The sequence below is a fragment of the Pseudomonas sp. 25 R 14 genome (assembly GCF_900004755.1).
Taxonomy (GTDB): Bacteria; Pseudomonadota; Gammaproteobacteria; order Pseudomonadales; family Pseudomonadaceae; genus Aquipseudomonas; species Aquipseudomonas brenneri.
Genome location: NZ_CVTS01000027.1, coordinates 14,438 through 31,327, shown reverse-complemented (window position 1 = coordinate 31,327; position 16,890 = coordinate 14,438). Strand labels below are relative to the sequence as shown.

Sequence of the window (16,890 nt, the reverse complement as noted above, 5' to 3'; positions counted from 1 at the left end):
GGATGCTGCGGGCTTTTAGCCTGGCCCGCAGACTATCGCTCCCGAACCTCGCGAGCCCTGCCACAAGGGGTTTCGCTGCCGCCGCCTGAGGAGAAAATTAGAAATGACCTTCGTCGTCACCGACAACTGCATCAAGTGCAAGTACACCGACTGCGTAGAAGTGTGTCCGGTGGACTGCTTTTACGAAGGCCCGAATTTCCTGGTGATCCACCCGGATGAGTGCATTGACTGCGCCCTGTGTGAACCAGAATGCCCGGCCGTTGCGATTTTCTCCGAGGATGAAGTCCCGGCAGAGATGCAGGAATTTATTCAGTTGAACGTCGAGCTGGCGGAAATCTGGCCAAACATCACTGAGAAAAAAGAATCGCTTCCAGATGCGGAAGAGTGGGATGGCGTAAAAGGCAAGATCAAAGACCTCGAACGCTAACAGCGTCGCGCCCCTTCAAAAGGCCCCTTGCGGGCCTTTTTGCGTTTCTGCACGCCGGTCTTTTACTTTTCTGCAGGCAAAAAAAGGGGCGGTTTGACCCGCCCACATTTTTTCCCTAGTCCCTGTGTTCCCTTTCATCGTCCTGATGAATCGCATCCTGCGAGGTTCCCTGAGTCATCGATCCTTGATGACTGTGTCAATCCGTGGACACAGGGCTGATAGTAGAGACTTCCCGAACAAGTTCAACGGGATCCATTCGCAAGCACAACCTGTCGCCGCCTTCGAACCACAATAAATAAATGTTATTTTTCAATTGCATAGAAATATATCCAGGTAATTCGAGGCGTCCTGGCGCGGCTAAAAAACCAAACACTTACGAAAAAGTAAGCGAATGCTTACACGGTCCATTAGGGAAATGCGCACTCGACCGTCCAAAAGGTTTACGCAAGACAAGAAAAAGCCCCGACAGGGTCGAGGCTTTTCTGCCTTCAGGCTGATCAGTCGTCGCTGACAGTGATGGTCGGCATTGCCTGGGCACCGGCTTCCTGCAAGACAATCCGCGCGCCCACATGGCGGGCCAGTTCCTGGTAAACCATGGCGATCTGCCCATCCGGCTCGGCGACCACCGTCGGCTTGCCGCCATCAGCCTGCTCACGAATGCCCATCGACAGCGGCAATGAAGCCAGTAACTCAACGTCATATTGCGTGGCGAGCTTTTCACCGCCGCCTTCACCGAACAAATGCTCGGCGTGACCGCAGTTGGAACAGATGTGCACCGCCATGTTTTCCACCACGCCCAGCACCGGGATGTTGACCTTGCGGAACATCTCCACGCCTTTGCGCGCGTCGAGCAGCGCCAGGTCCTGGGGGGTGGTCACGATCACTGAACCGGCCACCGGCACTTTTTGCGCCAGGGTCAGCTGGATATCACCGGTGCCTGGCGGCATATCGATCACCAGGTAGTCCAGGTTGCCCCAGTCGGTCTGCATCACCAGTTGCATCAAGGCCCCGGACACCATCGGCCCACGCCAGACCATCGGCGTGTTGTCATCGGTGAGGAACGCCATCGACATGACTTCCACGCCATGGGCCTGGATTGGCACGAACCACTTCTGGTCCTTGATCTTGGGCCGCGAACCTTCGGCAATGCCAAACATCACGCCCTGGCTGGGGCCATAGATATCCGCGTCGAGAATCCCCACCCGCGCGCCTTCACGGGCCAGGGCCAGGGCCAGGTTGGCCGCCGTGGTCGATTTGCCCACGCCGCCCTTGCCCGACGCCACGGCCACCACGTTCTTGACGTTGGCCAGGCCCGGGATCTGTGCCTGGGCCTTGTGCGCGGCGATCACGCACTGGATGTCGACCTTGGCCGAACGCACACCGTCCAGGCCTTCAATGGCCATTTGCAGCATCTGCGCCCAGCCGCTCTTGAACAGGCCGGCGGCGTAGCCCAGTTCAAGCTGGACCGTGACCTGATCGCCCTGCACATCAATGGCCCGGACACAGCCGGCGCTGACCGGGTCCTGGTTCAGATAGGGGTCGATGTACTGGCGAAGAACGGCTTCCACCGCTGCGCGATTGACGGCGCTCATGGGCTACTCCCGGAAAAGACAGACTAAAACAGGCGGCTATCCTAACCGTTCCCGCGCCCGAGGGGCATGCTTTCGCGACATTGGAAAACCCTGAAACAGCCTCACGGGGTGAAATAAATTCGCCGGCGCTTTATAGTGGCCGACCTCCGTTTCATCAAGTAGCCGAGCCCCATGTCCGAGCCACGCAAGATCCTCGTCACCAGCGCCCTGCCCTATGCCAATGGTTCCATCCATCTTGGCCATATGCTTGAGTACATCCAGACCGATATGTGGGTGCGCTTCCAGAAGCATCGCGGCAATCAATGCATCTATGTCTGCGCAGACGACGCCCACGGTTCGGCCATCATGTTGCGCGCCGAAAAGGAAGGCATCACTCCGGAACAACTGATCGCCAACGTCCAGGCTGAACATAGCGCCGACTTTGCCGAGTTCCTGGTGGATTTCGACAACTTCCACTCGACCCACGCCGAAGAAAACCGCGAGCTGTCGAGCCAGATCTACCTGAAGCTGCGTGACGCCGGGCACATTGCTACGCGCTCGATCACCCAGTATTTCGACCCGGAAAAGAAAATGTTCCTGGCCGACCGCTTCATCAAGGGCACCTGCCCCAAGTGCGGCACTGAAGACCAGTACGGCGACAACTGCGAAAAATGCGGTGCCACCTATGCACCCACCGACCTGAAGGATCCGAAGTCGGCGATCTCTGGCGCCACCCCGGTGCTCAAGGATTCCCAGCACTTCTTCTTCAAGCTCCCGGATTTCCAGGAAATGCTGCAAGCCTGGACCCGCAGCGGCACCCTGCAGGACGCCGTGGCGAACAAGATCGCCGAATGGCTGGATGCCGGCCTGCAACAGTGGGACATCTCCCGTGATGCGCCGTATTTCGGTTTTGAGATCCCCGATGAACCGGGCAAGTACTTCTATGTGTGGCTGGACGCGCCAATCGGCTACATGGCCAGCTTCAAGAACCTCTGCGACCGCACGCCAGAGTTGGACTTCGATGCGTTCTGGGGCAAGGACTCCACCGCCGAGCTGTACCACTTCATCGGCAAGGACATCGTCAACTTCCACGCCCTGTTCTGGCCGGCCATGCTCGAAGGCTCGGGCTACCGCAAGCCAACCGGCATCGCCGTGCACGGCTACCTGACGGTCAACGGCCAGAAGATGTCCAAGTCCCGTGGCACCTTTATCAAGGCGCGCACCTACCTGGACCACCTGTCGCCGGAGTACCTGCGCTACTACTACGCGTCCAAGCTGGGCCGTGGCGTAGACGACCTGGACCTGAACCTGGAAGACTTCGTGCAGAAGGTCAACTCGGACCTGGTGGGCAAGGTAGTCAACATCGCCAGCCGTTGCGCCGGGTTTATCCACAAGGGCAATGCTGGCGTGATGGTTCCGGTCAACGCCGCGCCAGAACTGACCGACGCCTTCCTGGCCGCCGCGCCAAGCATCGCCGATGCCTATGAAGCCCGCGACTTTGCCCGTGCCATGCGCGAGATCATGGGCCTGGCCGACCGTGCCAACGCCTGGATCGCCGACAAGGCGCCGTGGTCGCTGAACAAGCAGGAAGGCAAGCAGGATGAAGTCCAGGCCATCTGCGCCACCGGCATCAACCTGTTCCGCCAACTGGTGATCTTCCTCAAGCCGGTGCTGCCGTTGCTGGCCGCCGACGCCGAGGCATTCCTCAACGTTGCACCGCTGACCTGGAATGACCATACCCGCCTGCTCAACAGCCATCAGCTCAACGAATTCAAGCCGTTGATGACCCGTATCGATCCGGTCAAGGTGCAGGCCATGACTGACGCCTCCAAGGAAGACCTGACCGCCAGCCAGACCGATACCGGCCAGGCAGCCCCAGCGGGCAATGGCGAGTTGGCCAAGGATCCGCTGTCGCCGGAAATCGACTTCGACGCGTTTGCCGCAGTGGACCTGCGTGTCGCGCTGATCATCAAGGCCGAAGCGGTGGAAGGCGCCGACAAGCTGTTGCGCCTGACCCTGGATATCGGTGATGAACAACGCAACGTGTTCTCCGGGATCAAGAGCGCGTATCCGGACCCGTCCAAGCTCGATGGTCGCCTGACCATGATGATCGCCAACCTCAAGCCACGGAAAATGAAGTTCGGTATCTCCGAAGGCATGGTGATGGCTGCCGGCCCTGGCGGTGAAGAGATCTACCTGCTCAGCCCGGACAGCGGCGCCAAGCCTGGCCAGCGCATCAAGTAACACCTCAAGCCTGCCCTGCCGTGGTGATTAGCCGCGACAGGGCGGTTTGCGCTAGTACCCTCTCCCTGCTTGCCGGATAATCAGGCCCTGTTTGCTTAACCGGCTCGACCATGACCGAAATGCTAGTCGCCCTTCTCAGCGCCACCCTGATCAGCCAGTACATGCTGCGCCGGTTGCTGCCTGGTGATCCACAGTTGGAACGACTGCGGGTGCATGCCCTTGGGCTCGCGACCACGCTGCTGGTGGCGCTGGCCGGTATTTCGAGCTATCTGCTGGACCTTTTTTTGTTGCAGCCGTTGGCGCTGGGCGCGTTATGGCTGTTTGCCTACGTGCCCGCGGTGATCCTGTTGAGCCAGCCGTTGCTGAATGTGCTTTCCCGCCGCGTGCCCGCACTGCCCTTTACTGGGTTGTGGGGGCCGCTGCTGGCCAACGCCGGCGTGCTCAGTGTGGTGCTCCTGAGCCCTGGCAATACCAGCCAACTGATTTATTGCCTGGGCATCGGCCCGGCGTTCTGGCTGATCCTCAGCCTGTTCAATGACCTGCGCCAGCGAATAGACCAAAACGATATCCCCCAGCCCTTCAAAGGCCTGCCCGTGAACCTGCTCAGCGCCGGGCTGATGGCCGTGGCGTTGCTGGGCTTAAACGCAATGATCACACCATGAGCCTGATTCAACGTATCGACGCCCTGCTGCCCCAGACCCAATGCGGCAAATGCGGACACCCGGGTTGCAGGCCCTACGCCGAGGGTATCGCCCAGGGCGAGGCCATCAACAAGTGCCCGCCTGGCGGCACCGAAACCATCGCCGAGCTGGCGCAGCTGTTGAACCTGGCGCCGCTGGAGCTGGACCGTTCCCGTGGCGAAGCTCCCGCGCAGATTGCCTTTATCCGCGAGGCCGAGTGCATCGGCTGCACCAAGTGCATCCAGGCCTGCCCGGTGGATGCGATTGTCGGCGCAGCAAAGTTGATGCATACGGTCATCGTCGATGAATGCACCGGCTGCGACTTGTGCGTGGCCCCGTGCCCGGTGGACTGCATTGATATGCTGGCGCTGCCCCAGGCCACGGTGCTGCCGATAGTCGCAGGCTTTGCCAGTACCGCCGAGGAGCTCCAGGCGCGAGCGACCAAGCGCGACCGCGCCCGGCGTCGCTTCGAACAGCGCAATGCACGGCTGCAACGCGAGGAAGAACACAAACTGGCGGAACGCCTGGCCCGCAGCAAACGCCCGGCCCCCAGCCCGCAGGTTGAGAGCGACCCTATGCAGGCCGCCATCGAGCGGGTCCGCGCGCAAAAAGCTGCCGACATCGATGCGGCGGTAAAAAAGGCCAAAATCAACCTGGCAATGAGCCGAGCGCAACTGCACAAATCCCTCAAAGCCTTTGGCCACCCGCCAACCTTTGAGCAGCAGTCGCAGTTGATCATCCTGCAACAACAGTTTGAGTCCGCCGAACAGGCATTAAACGCACTCGAAGCGAACGCCCCCGCCGTGGCGATCCCGCAAACCAATAAAGATCCTGAGCTCAAGCGCGCAAAAATCCAGCTGGCCATGCGTCGCGCCGAGCTGAAAAAAGCCCAGGACGCGCTGGCCGGCGCCGAACAGTTGGCCACACTGGGCACAGCCCTGGCCGCTGCTGAACAGGCGTTGCACGCTGCCGAGGAAAACTCAGCCCAGCCCAGGCCAGACCTGCAACGTGTCGAGAAACGGCCGATCGACAACCAACTGCGCCAGTTGAAGACCGCCCTGGCCTATGCCCGCGCCGACCTGAGCAAGCTCGAACGCCACCCCGCCAGCAGTGCAATCGAGCTGATGGACGCCAGGCAGCGCCTGGCTGACGCCCAACGTTGGGTGGATGAACATGTTGGCGCCTGAAGCAGTCGAGCGCCAGCAACAGGCCATGCAGCGCCTGTTAATGGCAGTAACGCCTGGCTTGCTGGTGCTGTTCTGGCTGTATGGCTGGGGCGTGCTGATCAATCTGTTGCTGGCCGGCACCTGTGCATGGGCCGTCGAAGCCTGTGTGCGTCGGTTGCGCGGCCATGACTCCCGCGACCTGAGCGGTCTGGTCAGCGCGGTGCTGCTGGCCCTGGCATTGCCACCTTATTGCCCGTGGTGGTTATGCCTGGGCGCCGTCAGCAGTGCATTGCTGCTGGGCAAACACCTGTATGGCGGCAAGCAGAACCCATTCAACCCGGCCATGGTCGGTTATGCCCTGATGTTACTGGCCTTTCCCCAGCCAATGACCCATTGGCCGGCGTCCCACGGCCTCGACCTGCTGGCCGGCCTGCAACAGGTGTTCGGCCTGCACGGCGAGGCCGCCGATGCCTGGGCCCGAGCCACGGCGCTGGACGCTTTGCGCATCAACAATAGCCTGACCATCGATGAGCTGTTCGCCCGCCACCCGGCTTTCGGCCAGATCGCAGGCAAAGGAAGCGAGTGGGTAAACCTGGCGTTTCTCGCCGGCGGGCTTTTTTTACTGCAGCAACGGGTTTTCAGTTGGCACGCGCCAGTGGGCATGCTCGCCAGCCTGTTCGTCATCAGCCTGCTGTGCTGGAACGGCTCGGGCTCCGACTCCCATGGCTCGCCGCTGTTTCATCTGTTGACTGGGGCCACCATGCTGGGGGCCTTCTTCATCATCACCGAACCGGTGTCGGGTGCGAAAAGTGCGCGGGCGCGCTTGCTGTTTGGCGTGGGTGTGGGTGTATTGACCTATCTGATCCGCACCTGGGGCAGCTACCCGGATGGCGTAGCGTTCGCGGTACTGATGATGAACCTGGCGGTGCCCGCGCTGGAGCGTTGGGCGCGACCGCAGGCGGTGAATGCATGAAGCGCACCTCTCAAGCCTTGATCGTGCTGCTGATCGCGGTTGGCGCAGTGGGCCTGACCATCGGCCTGCAACAGCTGACCGCCAAGCCGATTGCCGAGCAGCAGCGCGCGCTGCAAAACCGGGCGCTGCTGGATGTGCTGCCCACTGGCGGCTATGACAATCAACCGCTGGAGCACCCACTGGGCATCACCTCGCCAATGCTGGACAACAGTCAACTGCTGGGTGGTTACCTAGCGACCCTGGCCGGTAAACCCAGTGCGGTTGTGCTGCGCTCACAGATCGATGGATATGGTGGGCGCATTGAGTTGCTGATTGCCATCGACCGCAACGCCAAGCTGCTCGGGGTAAAAACCCTGGCACACACGGAAACACCCAGTCTGGGCGGACACATTGGCGAGTCCGGCAATGCGTGGATTGCTGCATTCAAGGGGCTGTCACTGGAAAATCCACAGGCCTGGGCGCTGAAGAGAGACAGCGGCCAATTCGACCAGATGGTCGGCGCCACCATCACGTCTCGCGCGGTGATCAATGCGATCCATGATGCCTTGCGCTACTTTGACGGGCATCGCCAGGCACTGCTGGAGCCCACCGACCATGACTAAACCGTTCGCCCTCGCCAGCCTGTTGTTGCTACCTGCGCTGCTGGGTGTCAGTGCTACGCCGTCGGGCGCCGCAATGTTCTGGGTTTCGTGGGTGCTAATCGTAACGCTCCATGGCTGGAGCTGCGGCTGGGTGCGCAATCGCCTCAGTGGCCATTGGCGGCTGATGGCCAATGTGTTGCTGGCCACCACCTGGGTCAGTTGCGCGTACCTGGTGGCGCAGGCCCTGGCCTTTGCGCCGTCTATGGGCCTTGGGGCATACCTGGCGCTGATCGCCATGCAATGCGTACTGCTTGAACATGACGGCCTGTTCGCTGCCAACCAGCGCAGGGCACGGCTTCAACTGATCGCTGTGTCAGCCGGGCTGTTGGTTGCAATCACTGTTGCGCGCTTTTTACTCGCCAGCAGCATCGCCATGCTCGCCCCAACAGGGTTTATTCTGCTCGGGTTGCTGCTTGCCGGATGGCAGGCCTGGACTCAACGCCGCAAACCACACTGAAGGAACCGCTCGCCCAATGAACGCCGCAAAACGCCTGGAGATCTTTCGAAGGTTTCACGAAGACAATCCGGAACCCAAGACCGAACTGGCCTACTCGTCACCGTTCGAGTTGCTGATCGCCGTGATCCTGTCTGCACAATCGACGGATGTGGGCGTGAACAAGGCCACGGCCAAGCTGTTTCCCGTGGCCAACACCCCGGCGGCGATCCATGCCCTGGGGGTGGAAGGGCTGTCGCAGTACATCAAGACCATTGGCCTGTACAACAGCAAGGCGAAGAACGTCATTGAAACCTGCCGGTTGCTGGTCGAGTTGCATGGCGGTGAAGTGCCACAGACCCGCGAAGCACTTGAAGCATTGCCCGGCGTGGGGCGCAAGACGGCCAATGTGGTGCTCAATACAGCGTTTCGCCAACTGACGATGGCAGTGGACACCCATATTTTCCGAGTCAGCAACCGTACAGGGCTGGCGCCTGGCAAAAATGTGGTGGAGGTGGAGAAGCAACTGATGAAGTTTGTACCCAAGCCTTACCTGCTCGACTCCCACCACTGGCTGATCCTGCACGGACGTTATGTGTGCCAGGCCCGCAAGCCGCGTTGTGGCAGCTGTCGCATCGAGGATCTGTGTGAATACAAGGAAAAGACGTCGGACGATTGAGTAATCATTGATTTTATTGATCAGTCGATTGAAAAAATCTTTTTTACCCGGTGCACGATTGTCGATATAAGGAGCGCCAACGGCAGTCTTAGCCTGGAGTTAACCTTATGAGCACTGGCAAAGAGCAACTGGATGTAGAAGATGACTTTGTGGCCGCAGACGCTGACGAAGCAGCCGAGGCACCTGTAGAAGTTGCCAAGACCAATTTGAGCAAACGCCGCACCATCGACAATCTTCTGGAAGAGCGACGCTTGCAAAAACAGTTGGCCGATTACGATTTCGATCTCTAGCCAAACGATCACACAGAAGCCTCCGCCATGGAGGCTTTTCCTGCCTGTTGCTCCCTGCTTATTAAACCAGGCCGTTACGCTGGGCAAGCTCGATCAGGTCCACCAGGGACCGGGCATTGAGCTTGAGCAGCAAGCGTGTCTTGTACGTGCTCACCGTCTTGTTGCTGAGGAACATGCCGTCGGCGATCTCCTTGTTGGTTTTGCCCTGGGCCAGTTGCTGCAACACCATCATCTCCCGGCCTGAGAGCCGCTCGACCATATCCGCCTCACTGGTATTGCCTTGCGTGGAGCGCACCGAGTTGAGGGCCTGGTTGGGGAAGTAGCTGTAGCCAGACAGCACCGCCTTGATCGCACTCAGCAACTCGGTGAGATCCTGTTGCTTGCACACGTAGCCCGCGGCACCAGCCTGCATGCAACGCATGGAAAAGTGGCCTGGCGCCTGTGACGTCAAGACCAGCACCTTGAAGGGTTGCGCCTGCTTTGTGGAAGACAGGCGACAAATAACTTCCAAACCGTCAAGTTTGGGAATTCCAATATCCAGGATGACAATATCCGGCATATGCTCCCGCGCTAGTTGCAACGCGTCGACTCCGTTATCGGTCTCTGCAACGACCTCATAACCATGACGTTCCATTAGCATGCGTACAGCAAGACGAATGACGGGATGATCATCCACGATCAGCACTTTATTCATGGGCAAGTCCAATTTCGCTGTTCGAATTATTCAGAACCAGCACAATAGCCTAGTCGTTTCCTCCTTGGCATAGCACTCCCCCCCAAGTAACGACAAGCAGAGACCCAGCCCACAAAGTTATGAGAATAAGCCTACAAAAAAACGACTATATGGATGTGTCGGTTTTTGTTCGGCCTTTCAGAACTTTCCGCTGGCAAACATATCTTGACTCAAAAAAGCCCCCATCGCCGAGGAAAAGTAAACGTGACGCACGCCACTTTCAGGAAATACCCCTTGCACGGTTTGCATCGGCGGGCGTCGGAGCCACCAAAGCCGTTTCCAAAAAGTTCCCTCGTGCAACACCCCCTGACAACAACTGGAATTATCTGACAGATATTTCTACAAACGAAACCTAACGCTTCCTTTTTACTACTAAACAACTGGATGAATTCAAACACAAATAAGACTATTCGCCTGAAACACCAACTTTCTGACACAAAAAATCAAATGTAAAAAATAATAAACACCAAAAATTCCGACGACCAAAAGAACATTAAACATTGATAAACACAATCGCCTCCTGAATCGCAGGTAAAAAAAATGGCCCCTCTTTCAAGGAACCATTCTTTATGAGGCTTCAGGCTTTTCAGAACAACTTGCGGCCCTTGTTGGCCGCAATGCGCATGCGCAGGGCGTTGAGCTTGATGAAACCAGCGGCATCGGCCTGATTGTAGGCACCGCCGTCCTCTTCAAAGGTCGCGATGTTGGCATCGAACAGCGACTCATCGGACTTGCGGCCGGTCACGATCACGTTGCCCTTGTACAGCTTCAGGCGCACAACACCGTTCACATGGACCTGGGACGCATCGATCATCTGTTGCAGCATCAGGCGCTCAGGGCTCCACCAGTAGCCGGTGTAGATCAGGCTGGCGTACTTGGGCATCAGCTCATCTTTGAGGTGAGCCACTTCGCGGTCCAGGGTGATGGACTCGATGGCGCGGTGAGCGCGCAGCATGATGGTGCCGCCTGGGGTTTCGTAGCAGCCACGGGACTTCATGCCCACGTAACGGTTTTCCACGATGTCCAGACGGCCAATGCCGTGCTCGCCACCGATACGGTTCAGGGTCGCCAGTACGGTGGCCGGGGTCATTTCGACGCCGTCCAGCGCGACGATGTCGCCGTTGCGGTAGGTCAGTTCCAGGTACTGGGCCTTGTCAGGAGCGTTCTCCGGGGAGACGGTCCATTTCCACATGTCTTCTTCGTGCTCGGTCCAGGTGTCTTCCAGCACGCCGCCTTCATAGGAGATGTGCAGGAGGTTGGCGTCCATCGAGTACGGGGACTTCTTCTTGCCGTGGCGTTCGATCGGGATTGCGTGCTTTTCAGCGTAATCCATCAGCTTTTCACGGGACAACAGGTCCCATTCACGCCAAGGGGCAATCACTTTTACGCCAGGCTTCAAGGCATAGGCGCCCAGTTCGAAACGCACCTGGTCGTTGCCCTTGCCAGTGGCGCCATGGGAAATGGCGTCAGCGCCGGTTTCATTGGCGATTTCGATCAGGCGCTTGGCGATCAGCGGACGTGCGATGGAAGTACCCAGCAGGTACTCGCCTTCGTAGACGGTGTTGGCGCGAAACATCGGGAAAACGAAATCGCGGACGAATTCTTCGCGCAGGTCGTCAATGTAGATCTCTTTGACGCCCATGGCTTGCGCCTTGGCTCGTGCAGGTTCGACCTCTTCGCCCTGACCCAGGTCAGCGGTGAAGGTCACCACTTCACAGTTATAAGTATCCTGCAGCCACTTGAGGATCACCGAAGTGTCCAGGCCGCCGGAATACGCGAGAACGACCTTGTTTACGTCGGCCATGCCATCACTCCACGGGGTTTTACGGAAAGGCGTCGATTCTACCGATCAAAACCGTGAAATTACAGGGGCGCGACAGCAAATGAAGATAAAGCGACAGATTATGTCGGGCGCGCGACGAATGGCCGCACTCAGGACGTCGCCGCCGCATTCGCCGGAGCCGTGGCCTGGGGCGCTGGTTTCTCGGGGGCAGGCACGCGATCAAGGTGAATATTCACTCGCCGGTTCTTCGCCCGGTTGGCCGGATTGGTATTGGGCACCAGCGGATAACGTTCACCGTGGAAGCGCAGAACGATCTGCGACTCAGGAATACCGTTGGCCTTGAGGAAGTCCATCACCGCCAGGCCCCGGCGCCGGGACAGGTCGCGATTGGTCAGGCGGTTGCCGCTGTTGTCCGAATGGCCGTCCAGTTCGATATGGTTGACCGTAGGATCGGCCTTGATGAATTCGAGCATCACCATCAACTTGGCCTTGGCCGCCGGATCCAGGTCGATACCACCACCCGGAAAGCCCACTTCAGCCTGCTTGACCTGCTCGAAATTCATCGGCAGCAATTTCGCGGTACACAACTGGTAGTCGCTATAGGCCTTATTGAATCGCACCGGCAGCAGGCGGATTTCCGAATAGCCGCCGTCCCGGGAATAGTGGCGCACGGTGGGGCTGCGACCCTCCAGCAAACCATTGAACAGGCGCCCGGCCTGGGCTTGGGAGCTGTTGAACAGCACATCGCCGCTGCCGACACGTACGGCACCAAGGTTGATATCACCGCGCCCCGGCTGCCACGGTGCCGCCGCCGCCAATAGCGTTGCGGAACCAACACCCAACGCACTGTTATAGGCTTTCAGACGGAATGTTGCCTGCTCGCCGGCCCGGCGCACAAACTCACCCGAACCAAAATCGGTGATCGGCTGGCTCAAGCGGCACTCGAACTTGTCGCCTTCCACCTTCCACTCGATATTCTCCAGGCGCGTCTGGAATGTCAGGGCCATCGCGGGCAGGCTGGCGAACACGCTGAGCAGGGCTAGATATTGCTGGCGCACGGGCGGCTCCACTGGTTTCTACAACACATCAAGGCGTCATACATCGTTAAGGCATACCCAGGGATATCGGTCGGGCCCTGCAAAACTTGATAGCGAGTGCCTGCAAGAGTCTTTTCCGGTAGCATTCCCACCAGATTGACCCGCCTGGAATCCCCAATGTCCGACCGCCTGACCCTGCTGCGTCCCGACGACTGGCATATTCATCTTCGCGATGGTGCTGCGTTGCCCCAAACCGTGGCCGATGTTGCGCGCACGTTTGGCCGCGCCATCATCATGCCTAACCTGGTACCTCCGGTGCGTAATGCCGCTGAAGCCGACGCCTATCGCCAGCGCATCCTCGCTGCGCGGCCGGCCGGTAGCCGCTTCGAACCGTTGATGGTGCTCTACCTGACCGACCGCACCCAGCCTGCCGAAATCCGCGAGGCCAAGGCCAGCGGTTTCGTACACGCCGCCAAGCTGTACCCGGCCGGTGCCACGACCAACTCCGACTCCGGCGTGACCAGTATCGACAAGATCCTGCCCGCCATCGAAGCCATGGCCGAAGTGGGCATGCCGCTGCTGATCCACGGTGAAGTCACCCGTGGCGATGTCGATGTATTCGATCGCGAGAAGATCTTCATCGACGAACACATGCGCCGTGTGGTCGAGCTGTTCCCGACCCTCAAGGTGGTGTTCGAGCACATCACCACCGCAGATGCCGTGCAGTTCGTCAGCGAGGCCTCGGCCAACGTTGGCGCGACCATCACCGCGCACCACCTGCTGTACAACCGCAACCACATGCTGGTGGGCGGGATCCGGCCGCACTTCTATTGCCTGCCGATCCTCAAGCGCAACACTCACCAGGTAGCGTTGCTCGATGCCGCCACCAGTGGCAGCGCGAAGTTTTTCCTCGGCACCGACTCGGCGCCCCACGCCCAGCACGCCAAGGAAGCGGCCTGCGGCTGTGCCGGCTGCTACACCGCCTATGCGGCGATCGAGTTGTACGCCGAGGCCTTCGAGGCGCGCAACGCCCTGGACAAACTAGAGGCCTTCGCCAGCCTCAATGGCCCGCGCTTCTACGGCCTGCCGGCGAATACCGACCGCATTACCCTGGTCCGTGAAGACTGGACCGCCCCCACCAGCCTGCCATTTGGCGAGTTGACCGTTATCCCGCTGCGCGCCGGTGAAACACTGCGCTGGCGCCTGCTGGAGGAACACAAGTGAGTGAAGACCATTACGACGACGAACAGGAACACGGTGGCGGCGGTTCGCGTCACCCGATGGCCGAGCGTTTCCGCGGCTATCTGCCTGTCGTTATCGACGTAGAGACCGGCGGTTTCAATTGCGCCACCGATGCGCTGCTGGAAATTGCCGCGACGACCATCGGCATGGATGAACAGGGCTTTGTGTATCCAGAACACACCCACTTCTTCCGCGTCGAGCCGTTTGAAGGCGCCAACATCGAAGCCGCTGCCCTGGAGTTCACCGGTATCAAGCTCGATCATCCGTTGCGCATGGCCGTCAGCGAAGAAGCTGCGCTGACCGACATCTTCCGTGGTGTGCGCAAGGCGTTGAAGGCCAATGGCTGCAAACGCGCGATCCTGGTCGGCCACAACAGCAGTTTCGACCTGGGCTTCCTCAACGCCGCCGTGGCGCGCCTGGACATGAAGCGCAACCCGTTTCACCCGTTCTCCAGCTTTGACACCGCCACCCTGGCTGGCCTGGCTTATGGCCAGACCGTATTGGCCAAGGCATGCCAGGCAGCCGGCATCGACTTCGACGGACGTGAAGCCCACTCGGCTCGCTACGACACCGAGAAGACCGCCGACCTGTTCTGCGGCATCGTCAACCGCTGGAAACAGATGGGCGGCTGGGAAGACTTCAGCGACTGATTGCGTCCCTGAATCCCATGCATAAAAAAACCGGCCCTCTCAGGCCGGTTTTTTTTACCGCGAACCTGGCTTACAGCTTGCCAGCGTTCTCGGTCAGGTAAGCCGCAACGCCTGCTGGCGAAGCGTTCATGCCCTTGTCGCCTTTTTTCCAGTTGGCCGGGCAGACTTCACCGTGCTCTTCGTGGAATTGCAGAGCGTCGACCAGACGGATCAGCTCTTCCATGTTACGGCCCAGCGGCAGGTCGTTGATGATCTGCGAGCGCACAACGCCCTTGTCGTCGATCAGGAACGCGCCACGGAATGCCACGCCGCCTTCGGACTCAACGTCGTAGGCCTTGGCAATGTCGTGCTTCATGTCGGCAGCCATGGTGTATTTGACTTTGCCGATGCCGCCATCATTGATGGCAGTGTTGCGCCAGGCGTTGTGGGTGAAATGGGAGTCGATGGAAACGGCAACCACTTCAACGTTACGCGCCTTGAAGTCGTCCATGCGGTGATCCAGGGCGATCAGCTCGGACGGGCAGACGAAGGTGAAGTCCAGCGGGTAGAAGAACACCAGGCCGTATTTGCCTTTGATGGCTTCAGACAGCTTGAAGCTGTCAACGATTTCGCCATTGCCGAGGACGGCTGGTACGTCGAAATCCGGGGCTTGTTTGCCGACGAGTACGCTCATTGGTTATCTCCTGATGGTAATTGAAGTAAATGGACCGCCTTTGAGTCTGCCGTGATTTGACGACAGGCCCGTGACGCGATCACGCTTCGTAAAGACCAACCATCATACCTGAAAAAAGCCGTTCGTCAGCGAGGGCCATATGGGGGGCAATGCTTTGAGAAAGCACTTTGACAATCATTCTCGTTAACATTAAGATCCATCGCACTTAAGCCTTAAACCCGCGATGGTTCTCCCTTATGTATGTCTGCCTCTGCACTGGCGTCACCGACGGACAAATCCGCGAAGCGATCTATGAAGGTTGCTGCAGCTACAAGGAAGTGCGTGAAACCACCGGCGTAGCCAGCCAATGTGGCAAATGTGCCTGCCTCGCCAAGCAAGTGGTACGGGAAACCCTGACAAAACTGCAGGTAGCCCAGGCCGCAATCCCCTATTCAGTAGAATTTACACACGCCTGAATCAGCCTATTTTAAAGAACCGGACTTAATGTCCGGTTTTTTTATGTCTGTAATTCAAATAGTTAGCACCAAGACGCGGAACACAAACATTCTTATTCCGATTAATTTTCATTTATTATTCAATAACTTAGGTTTGACACTCGTAATTGTGCAGCTCAAACTCTGCCCTATATACAACGAATACAGGGCAGGACCCCAATCATGAAAGGCGACATCTCAGTCATCCAGCAACTCAACAAAATCCTTGCCAATGAACTGGTCGCGATCAATCAGTACTTCCTGCATGCACGCATGTATGACGACTGGGGCCTGGAAAAGCTCGGCAAGCGTGAGTACAAGGAATCGATCAAGGCCATGAAGGATGCAGACGCGCTGATCAAGCGCATCCTGTTCCTCGAAGGCCTGCCGAACGTCCAGGACCTGGGCAAGCTGAACATCGGCGAGCACACCCTGGAAATGCTCAACAGCGACCTGAACTTGGAGCGCAAGAGCCACGCCGACCTCAAGGCCGCCATTGCCCACTGCGAGACCAAGGGCGACTTCGGTAGCCGTGAGCTGCTGGAAGATATCCTGGAAGACCAGGAAGAGCACATCGACTGGCTGGAAACCCAAGTCGGCCTGATCGACAAAGTGACCCTGGAGAATTACCTGCAATCGCAGATGGGTGAATAATCTCTAACTATTGTAGGAGCGAGCTCGCTCGCGAAGGACGTTAACGATAACGCGAGCATTCTGAATGAACGCGGCGCCTTTACGCTTTTCGCGAGCAAGCTCGCTCCTACAGGTACAAAAAAGCCCCGCTCTCGAATGAGAAGCGGGGCTTTTTATTGCGCGCGAATTACGCTTCGGTCTTGGCAGCGGCTTTTTCAGCAGCGTCCTTGATCAGCGCCTGCAACGAACCATCAGCCGCCATTTCGGTGATGATATCGCTACCGCCGACCAGTTCACCGGCTACCCACAGTTGTGGGAAAGTTGGCCAGTTGGCGTACTTCGGCAGGTTGGCGCGGATTTCCGGGTTTTGCAGGATATCCACGTAAGCGAACTTTTCACCACACTGCATGACAGCCTGGGAAGCCTTCGCGGAGAAGCCACACTGAGGGGCATTCGGGGCGCCCTTCATGTAAAGCAGAATGGTGTTGTTGGCAATCTGCTCTTTAATCGTTTCGATGATATCCATGGAACACCTCGGCTGGAACTTTGCGACTCACAGGTC

The 16,890-nt window shown here is 58.6% G+C and carries 19 protein-coding genes; 13 read left to right on the top strand and 6 right to left on the bottom strand.

The features are described from left to right. Nucleotides 1-103: 103 nt before the first annotated feature. Complete coding sequence (gene fdxA, locus BFQ03_RS05525) at nucleotides 104-427, top strand: ferredoxin FdxA (RefSeq protein WP_032858421.1); 324 nt, start codon at nucleotides 104-106, stop codon at nucleotides 425-427. Between the two features lie 497 nt (nucleotides 428-924). Here the strand turns inward: fdxA and apbC are convergent, their stop codons facing one another. Then, nucleotides 925-2,019: an iron-sulfur cluster carrier protein ApbC gene (apbC, locus tag BFQ03_RS05520; protein ID WP_065942651.1), complete on the bottom strand. Its 1,095-nt coding sequence runs from the start codon at nucleotides 2,017-2,019 to the stop codon at nucleotides 925-927. Nucleotides 2,020-2,190: 171 nt separating this feature from the next. On the opposite strand from apbC, the gene metG reads away from it, so the two are divergent. From metG to BFQ03_RS05480, 8 genes are all read left to right on the top strand, one after another. Continuing rightward, nucleotides 2,191-4,242, top strand: a complete 2,052-nt coding sequence (gene metG, locus BFQ03_RS05515) for a methionine--tRNA ligase (protein ID WP_032858424.1) — start codon at nucleotides 2,191-2,193, stop codon at nucleotides 4,240-4,242. A gap of 110 nt (nucleotides 4,243-4,352) precedes the next feature. Further along, nucleotides 4,353-4,904: an Rnf-Nqr domain containing protein gene (locus tag BFQ03_RS05510; protein WP_065942650.1), complete on the top strand. Its 552-nt coding sequence runs from the start codon at nucleotides 4,353-4,355 to the stop codon at nucleotides 4,902-4,904. Further along, a complete protein-coding gene (gene rsxB / locus BFQ03_RS05505; RefSeq protein ID WP_032858427.1) occupies nucleotides 4,901-6,109 on the top strand; it encodes an electron transport complex subunit RsxB in 1,209 nt (402 codons plus the stop codon). The genes BFQ03_RS05510 and rsxB overlap by 4 nt, the downstream gene beginning before the upstream one ends. Continuing rightward, nucleotides 6,096-7,061 (top strand): RnfABCDGE type electron transport complex subunit D, encoded by a 966-nt coding sequence (locus BFQ03_RS05500; RefSeq protein WP_065942649.1) that lies wholly within the window; start codon nucleotides 6,096-6,098, stop codon nucleotides 7,059-7,061. Before rsxB ends, BFQ03_RS05500 begins: the two co-directional genes overlap by 14 nt. Then, nucleotides 7,058-7,663, top strand: a complete 606-nt coding sequence (locus BFQ03_RS05495; RefSeq protein WP_065942648.1) for an RnfABCDGE type electron transport complex subunit G — start codon at nucleotides 7,058-7,060, stop codon at nucleotides 7,661-7,663. Before BFQ03_RS05500 ends, BFQ03_RS05495 begins: the two co-directional genes overlap by 4 nt. Next, nucleotides 7,656-8,159: an Rnf-Nqr domain containing protein gene (locus BFQ03_RS05490; RefSeq protein ID WP_032858431.1), complete on the top strand. Its 504-nt coding sequence runs from the start codon at nucleotides 7,656-7,658 to the stop codon at nucleotides 8,157-8,159. The genes BFQ03_RS05495 and BFQ03_RS05490 overlap by 8 nt, the downstream gene beginning before the upstream one ends. A gap of 16 nt (nucleotides 8,160-8,175) precedes the next feature. Further along, nucleotides 8,176-8,814 carry an endonuclease III gene (nth, locus tag BFQ03_RS05485; protein WP_032858433.1) on the top strand — a complete coding sequence of 213 codons (639 nt, stop codon included), beginning with the start codon at nucleotides 8,176-8,178 and terminating at the stop codon, nucleotides 8,812-8,814. A gap of 107 nt (nucleotides 8,815-8,921) precedes the next feature. Continuing rightward, nucleotides 8,922-9,104 carry a PA3496 family putative envelope integrity protein gene (locus BFQ03_RS05480; RefSeq protein WP_065942647.1) on the top strand — a complete coding sequence of 61 codons (183 nt, stop codon included), beginning with the start codon at nucleotides 8,922-8,924 and terminating at the stop codon, nucleotides 9,102-9,104. A gap of 61 nt (nucleotides 9,105-9,165) precedes the next feature. Here BFQ03_RS05480 and BFQ03_RS05475 read toward each other — a convergent pair whose 3' ends face one another. The 3 genes from BFQ03_RS05475 to BFQ03_RS05465 form a co-directional block, all read right to left on the bottom strand. Then, nucleotides 9,166-9,798, bottom strand: a complete 633-nt coding sequence (locus tag BFQ03_RS05475; RefSeq protein ID WP_032858436.1) for a response regulator transcription factor — start codon at nucleotides 9,796-9,798, stop codon at nucleotides 9,166-9,168. A gap of 625 nt (nucleotides 9,799-10,423) precedes the next feature. Beyond that, nucleotides 10,424-11,641, bottom strand: coding sequence for an argininosuccinate synthase (locus BFQ03_RS05470; protein WP_003208700.1), 1,218 nt, complete (start codon nucleotides 11,639-11,641; stop codon nucleotides 10,424-10,426). Between the two features lie 128 nt (nucleotides 11,642-11,769). Beyond that, a complete protein-coding gene (locus tag BFQ03_RS05465; RefSeq protein WP_032858438.1) occupies nucleotides 11,770-12,678 on the bottom strand; it encodes a flagellar protein MotY in 909 nt (302 codons plus the stop codon). Between the two features lie 156 nt (nucleotides 12,679-12,834). Here BFQ03_RS05465 and pyrC point away from each other — a divergent pair, with 156 nt between their 5' ends. Further along, entirely contained in the window at nucleotides 12,835-13,881 is a 1,047-nt protein-coding gene (gene pyrC, locus BFQ03_RS05460; RefSeq protein ID WP_065942646.1) for a dihydroorotase, read from the top strand. Continuing rightward, nucleotides 13,878-14,549 carry a ribonuclease T gene (gene rnt, locus BFQ03_RS05455; RefSeq protein WP_029295237.1) on the top strand — a complete coding sequence of 224 codons (672 nt, stop codon included), beginning with the start codon at nucleotides 13,878-13,880 and terminating at the stop codon, nucleotides 14,547-14,549. The genes pyrC and rnt overlap by 4 nt, the downstream gene beginning before the upstream one ends. A gap of 70 nt (nucleotides 14,550-14,619) precedes the next feature. On the opposite strand, the gene BFQ03_RS05450 is transcribed toward rnt, so the two are convergent. Continuing rightward, nucleotides 14,620-15,222, bottom strand: coding sequence for a peroxiredoxin (locus tag BFQ03_RS05450; RefSeq protein WP_032858443.1), 603 nt, complete (start codon nucleotides 15,220-15,222; stop codon nucleotides 14,620-14,622). A 236-nt stretch (nucleotides 15,223-15,458) separates the two neighbouring features. On the opposite strand from BFQ03_RS05450, the gene BFQ03_RS05445 reads away from it, so the two are divergent. Beyond that, a complete protein-coding gene (locus BFQ03_RS05445; protein ID WP_032858445.1) occupies nucleotides 15,459-15,677 on the top strand; it encodes a bacterioferritin-associated ferredoxin in 219 nt (72 codons plus the stop codon). A 201-nt stretch (nucleotides 15,678-15,878) separates the two neighbouring features. Then, nucleotides 15,879-16,349: a bacterioferritin gene (gene bfr / locus BFQ03_RS05440; protein WP_032858446.1), complete on the top strand. Its 471-nt coding sequence runs from the start codon at nucleotides 15,879-15,881 to the stop codon at nucleotides 16,347-16,349. 166 nt (nucleotides 16,350-16,515) lie between these two features. On the opposite strand, the gene grxD is transcribed toward bfr, so the two are convergent. Then, nucleotides 16,516-16,854: a Grx4 family monothiol glutaredoxin gene (gene grxD, locus BFQ03_RS05435; protein ID WP_032858447.1), complete on the bottom strand. Its 339-nt coding sequence runs from the start codon at nucleotides 16,852-16,854 to the stop codon at nucleotides 16,516-16,518. Between the last annotated feature and the right edge of the window lie 36 nt (nucleotides 16,855-16,890).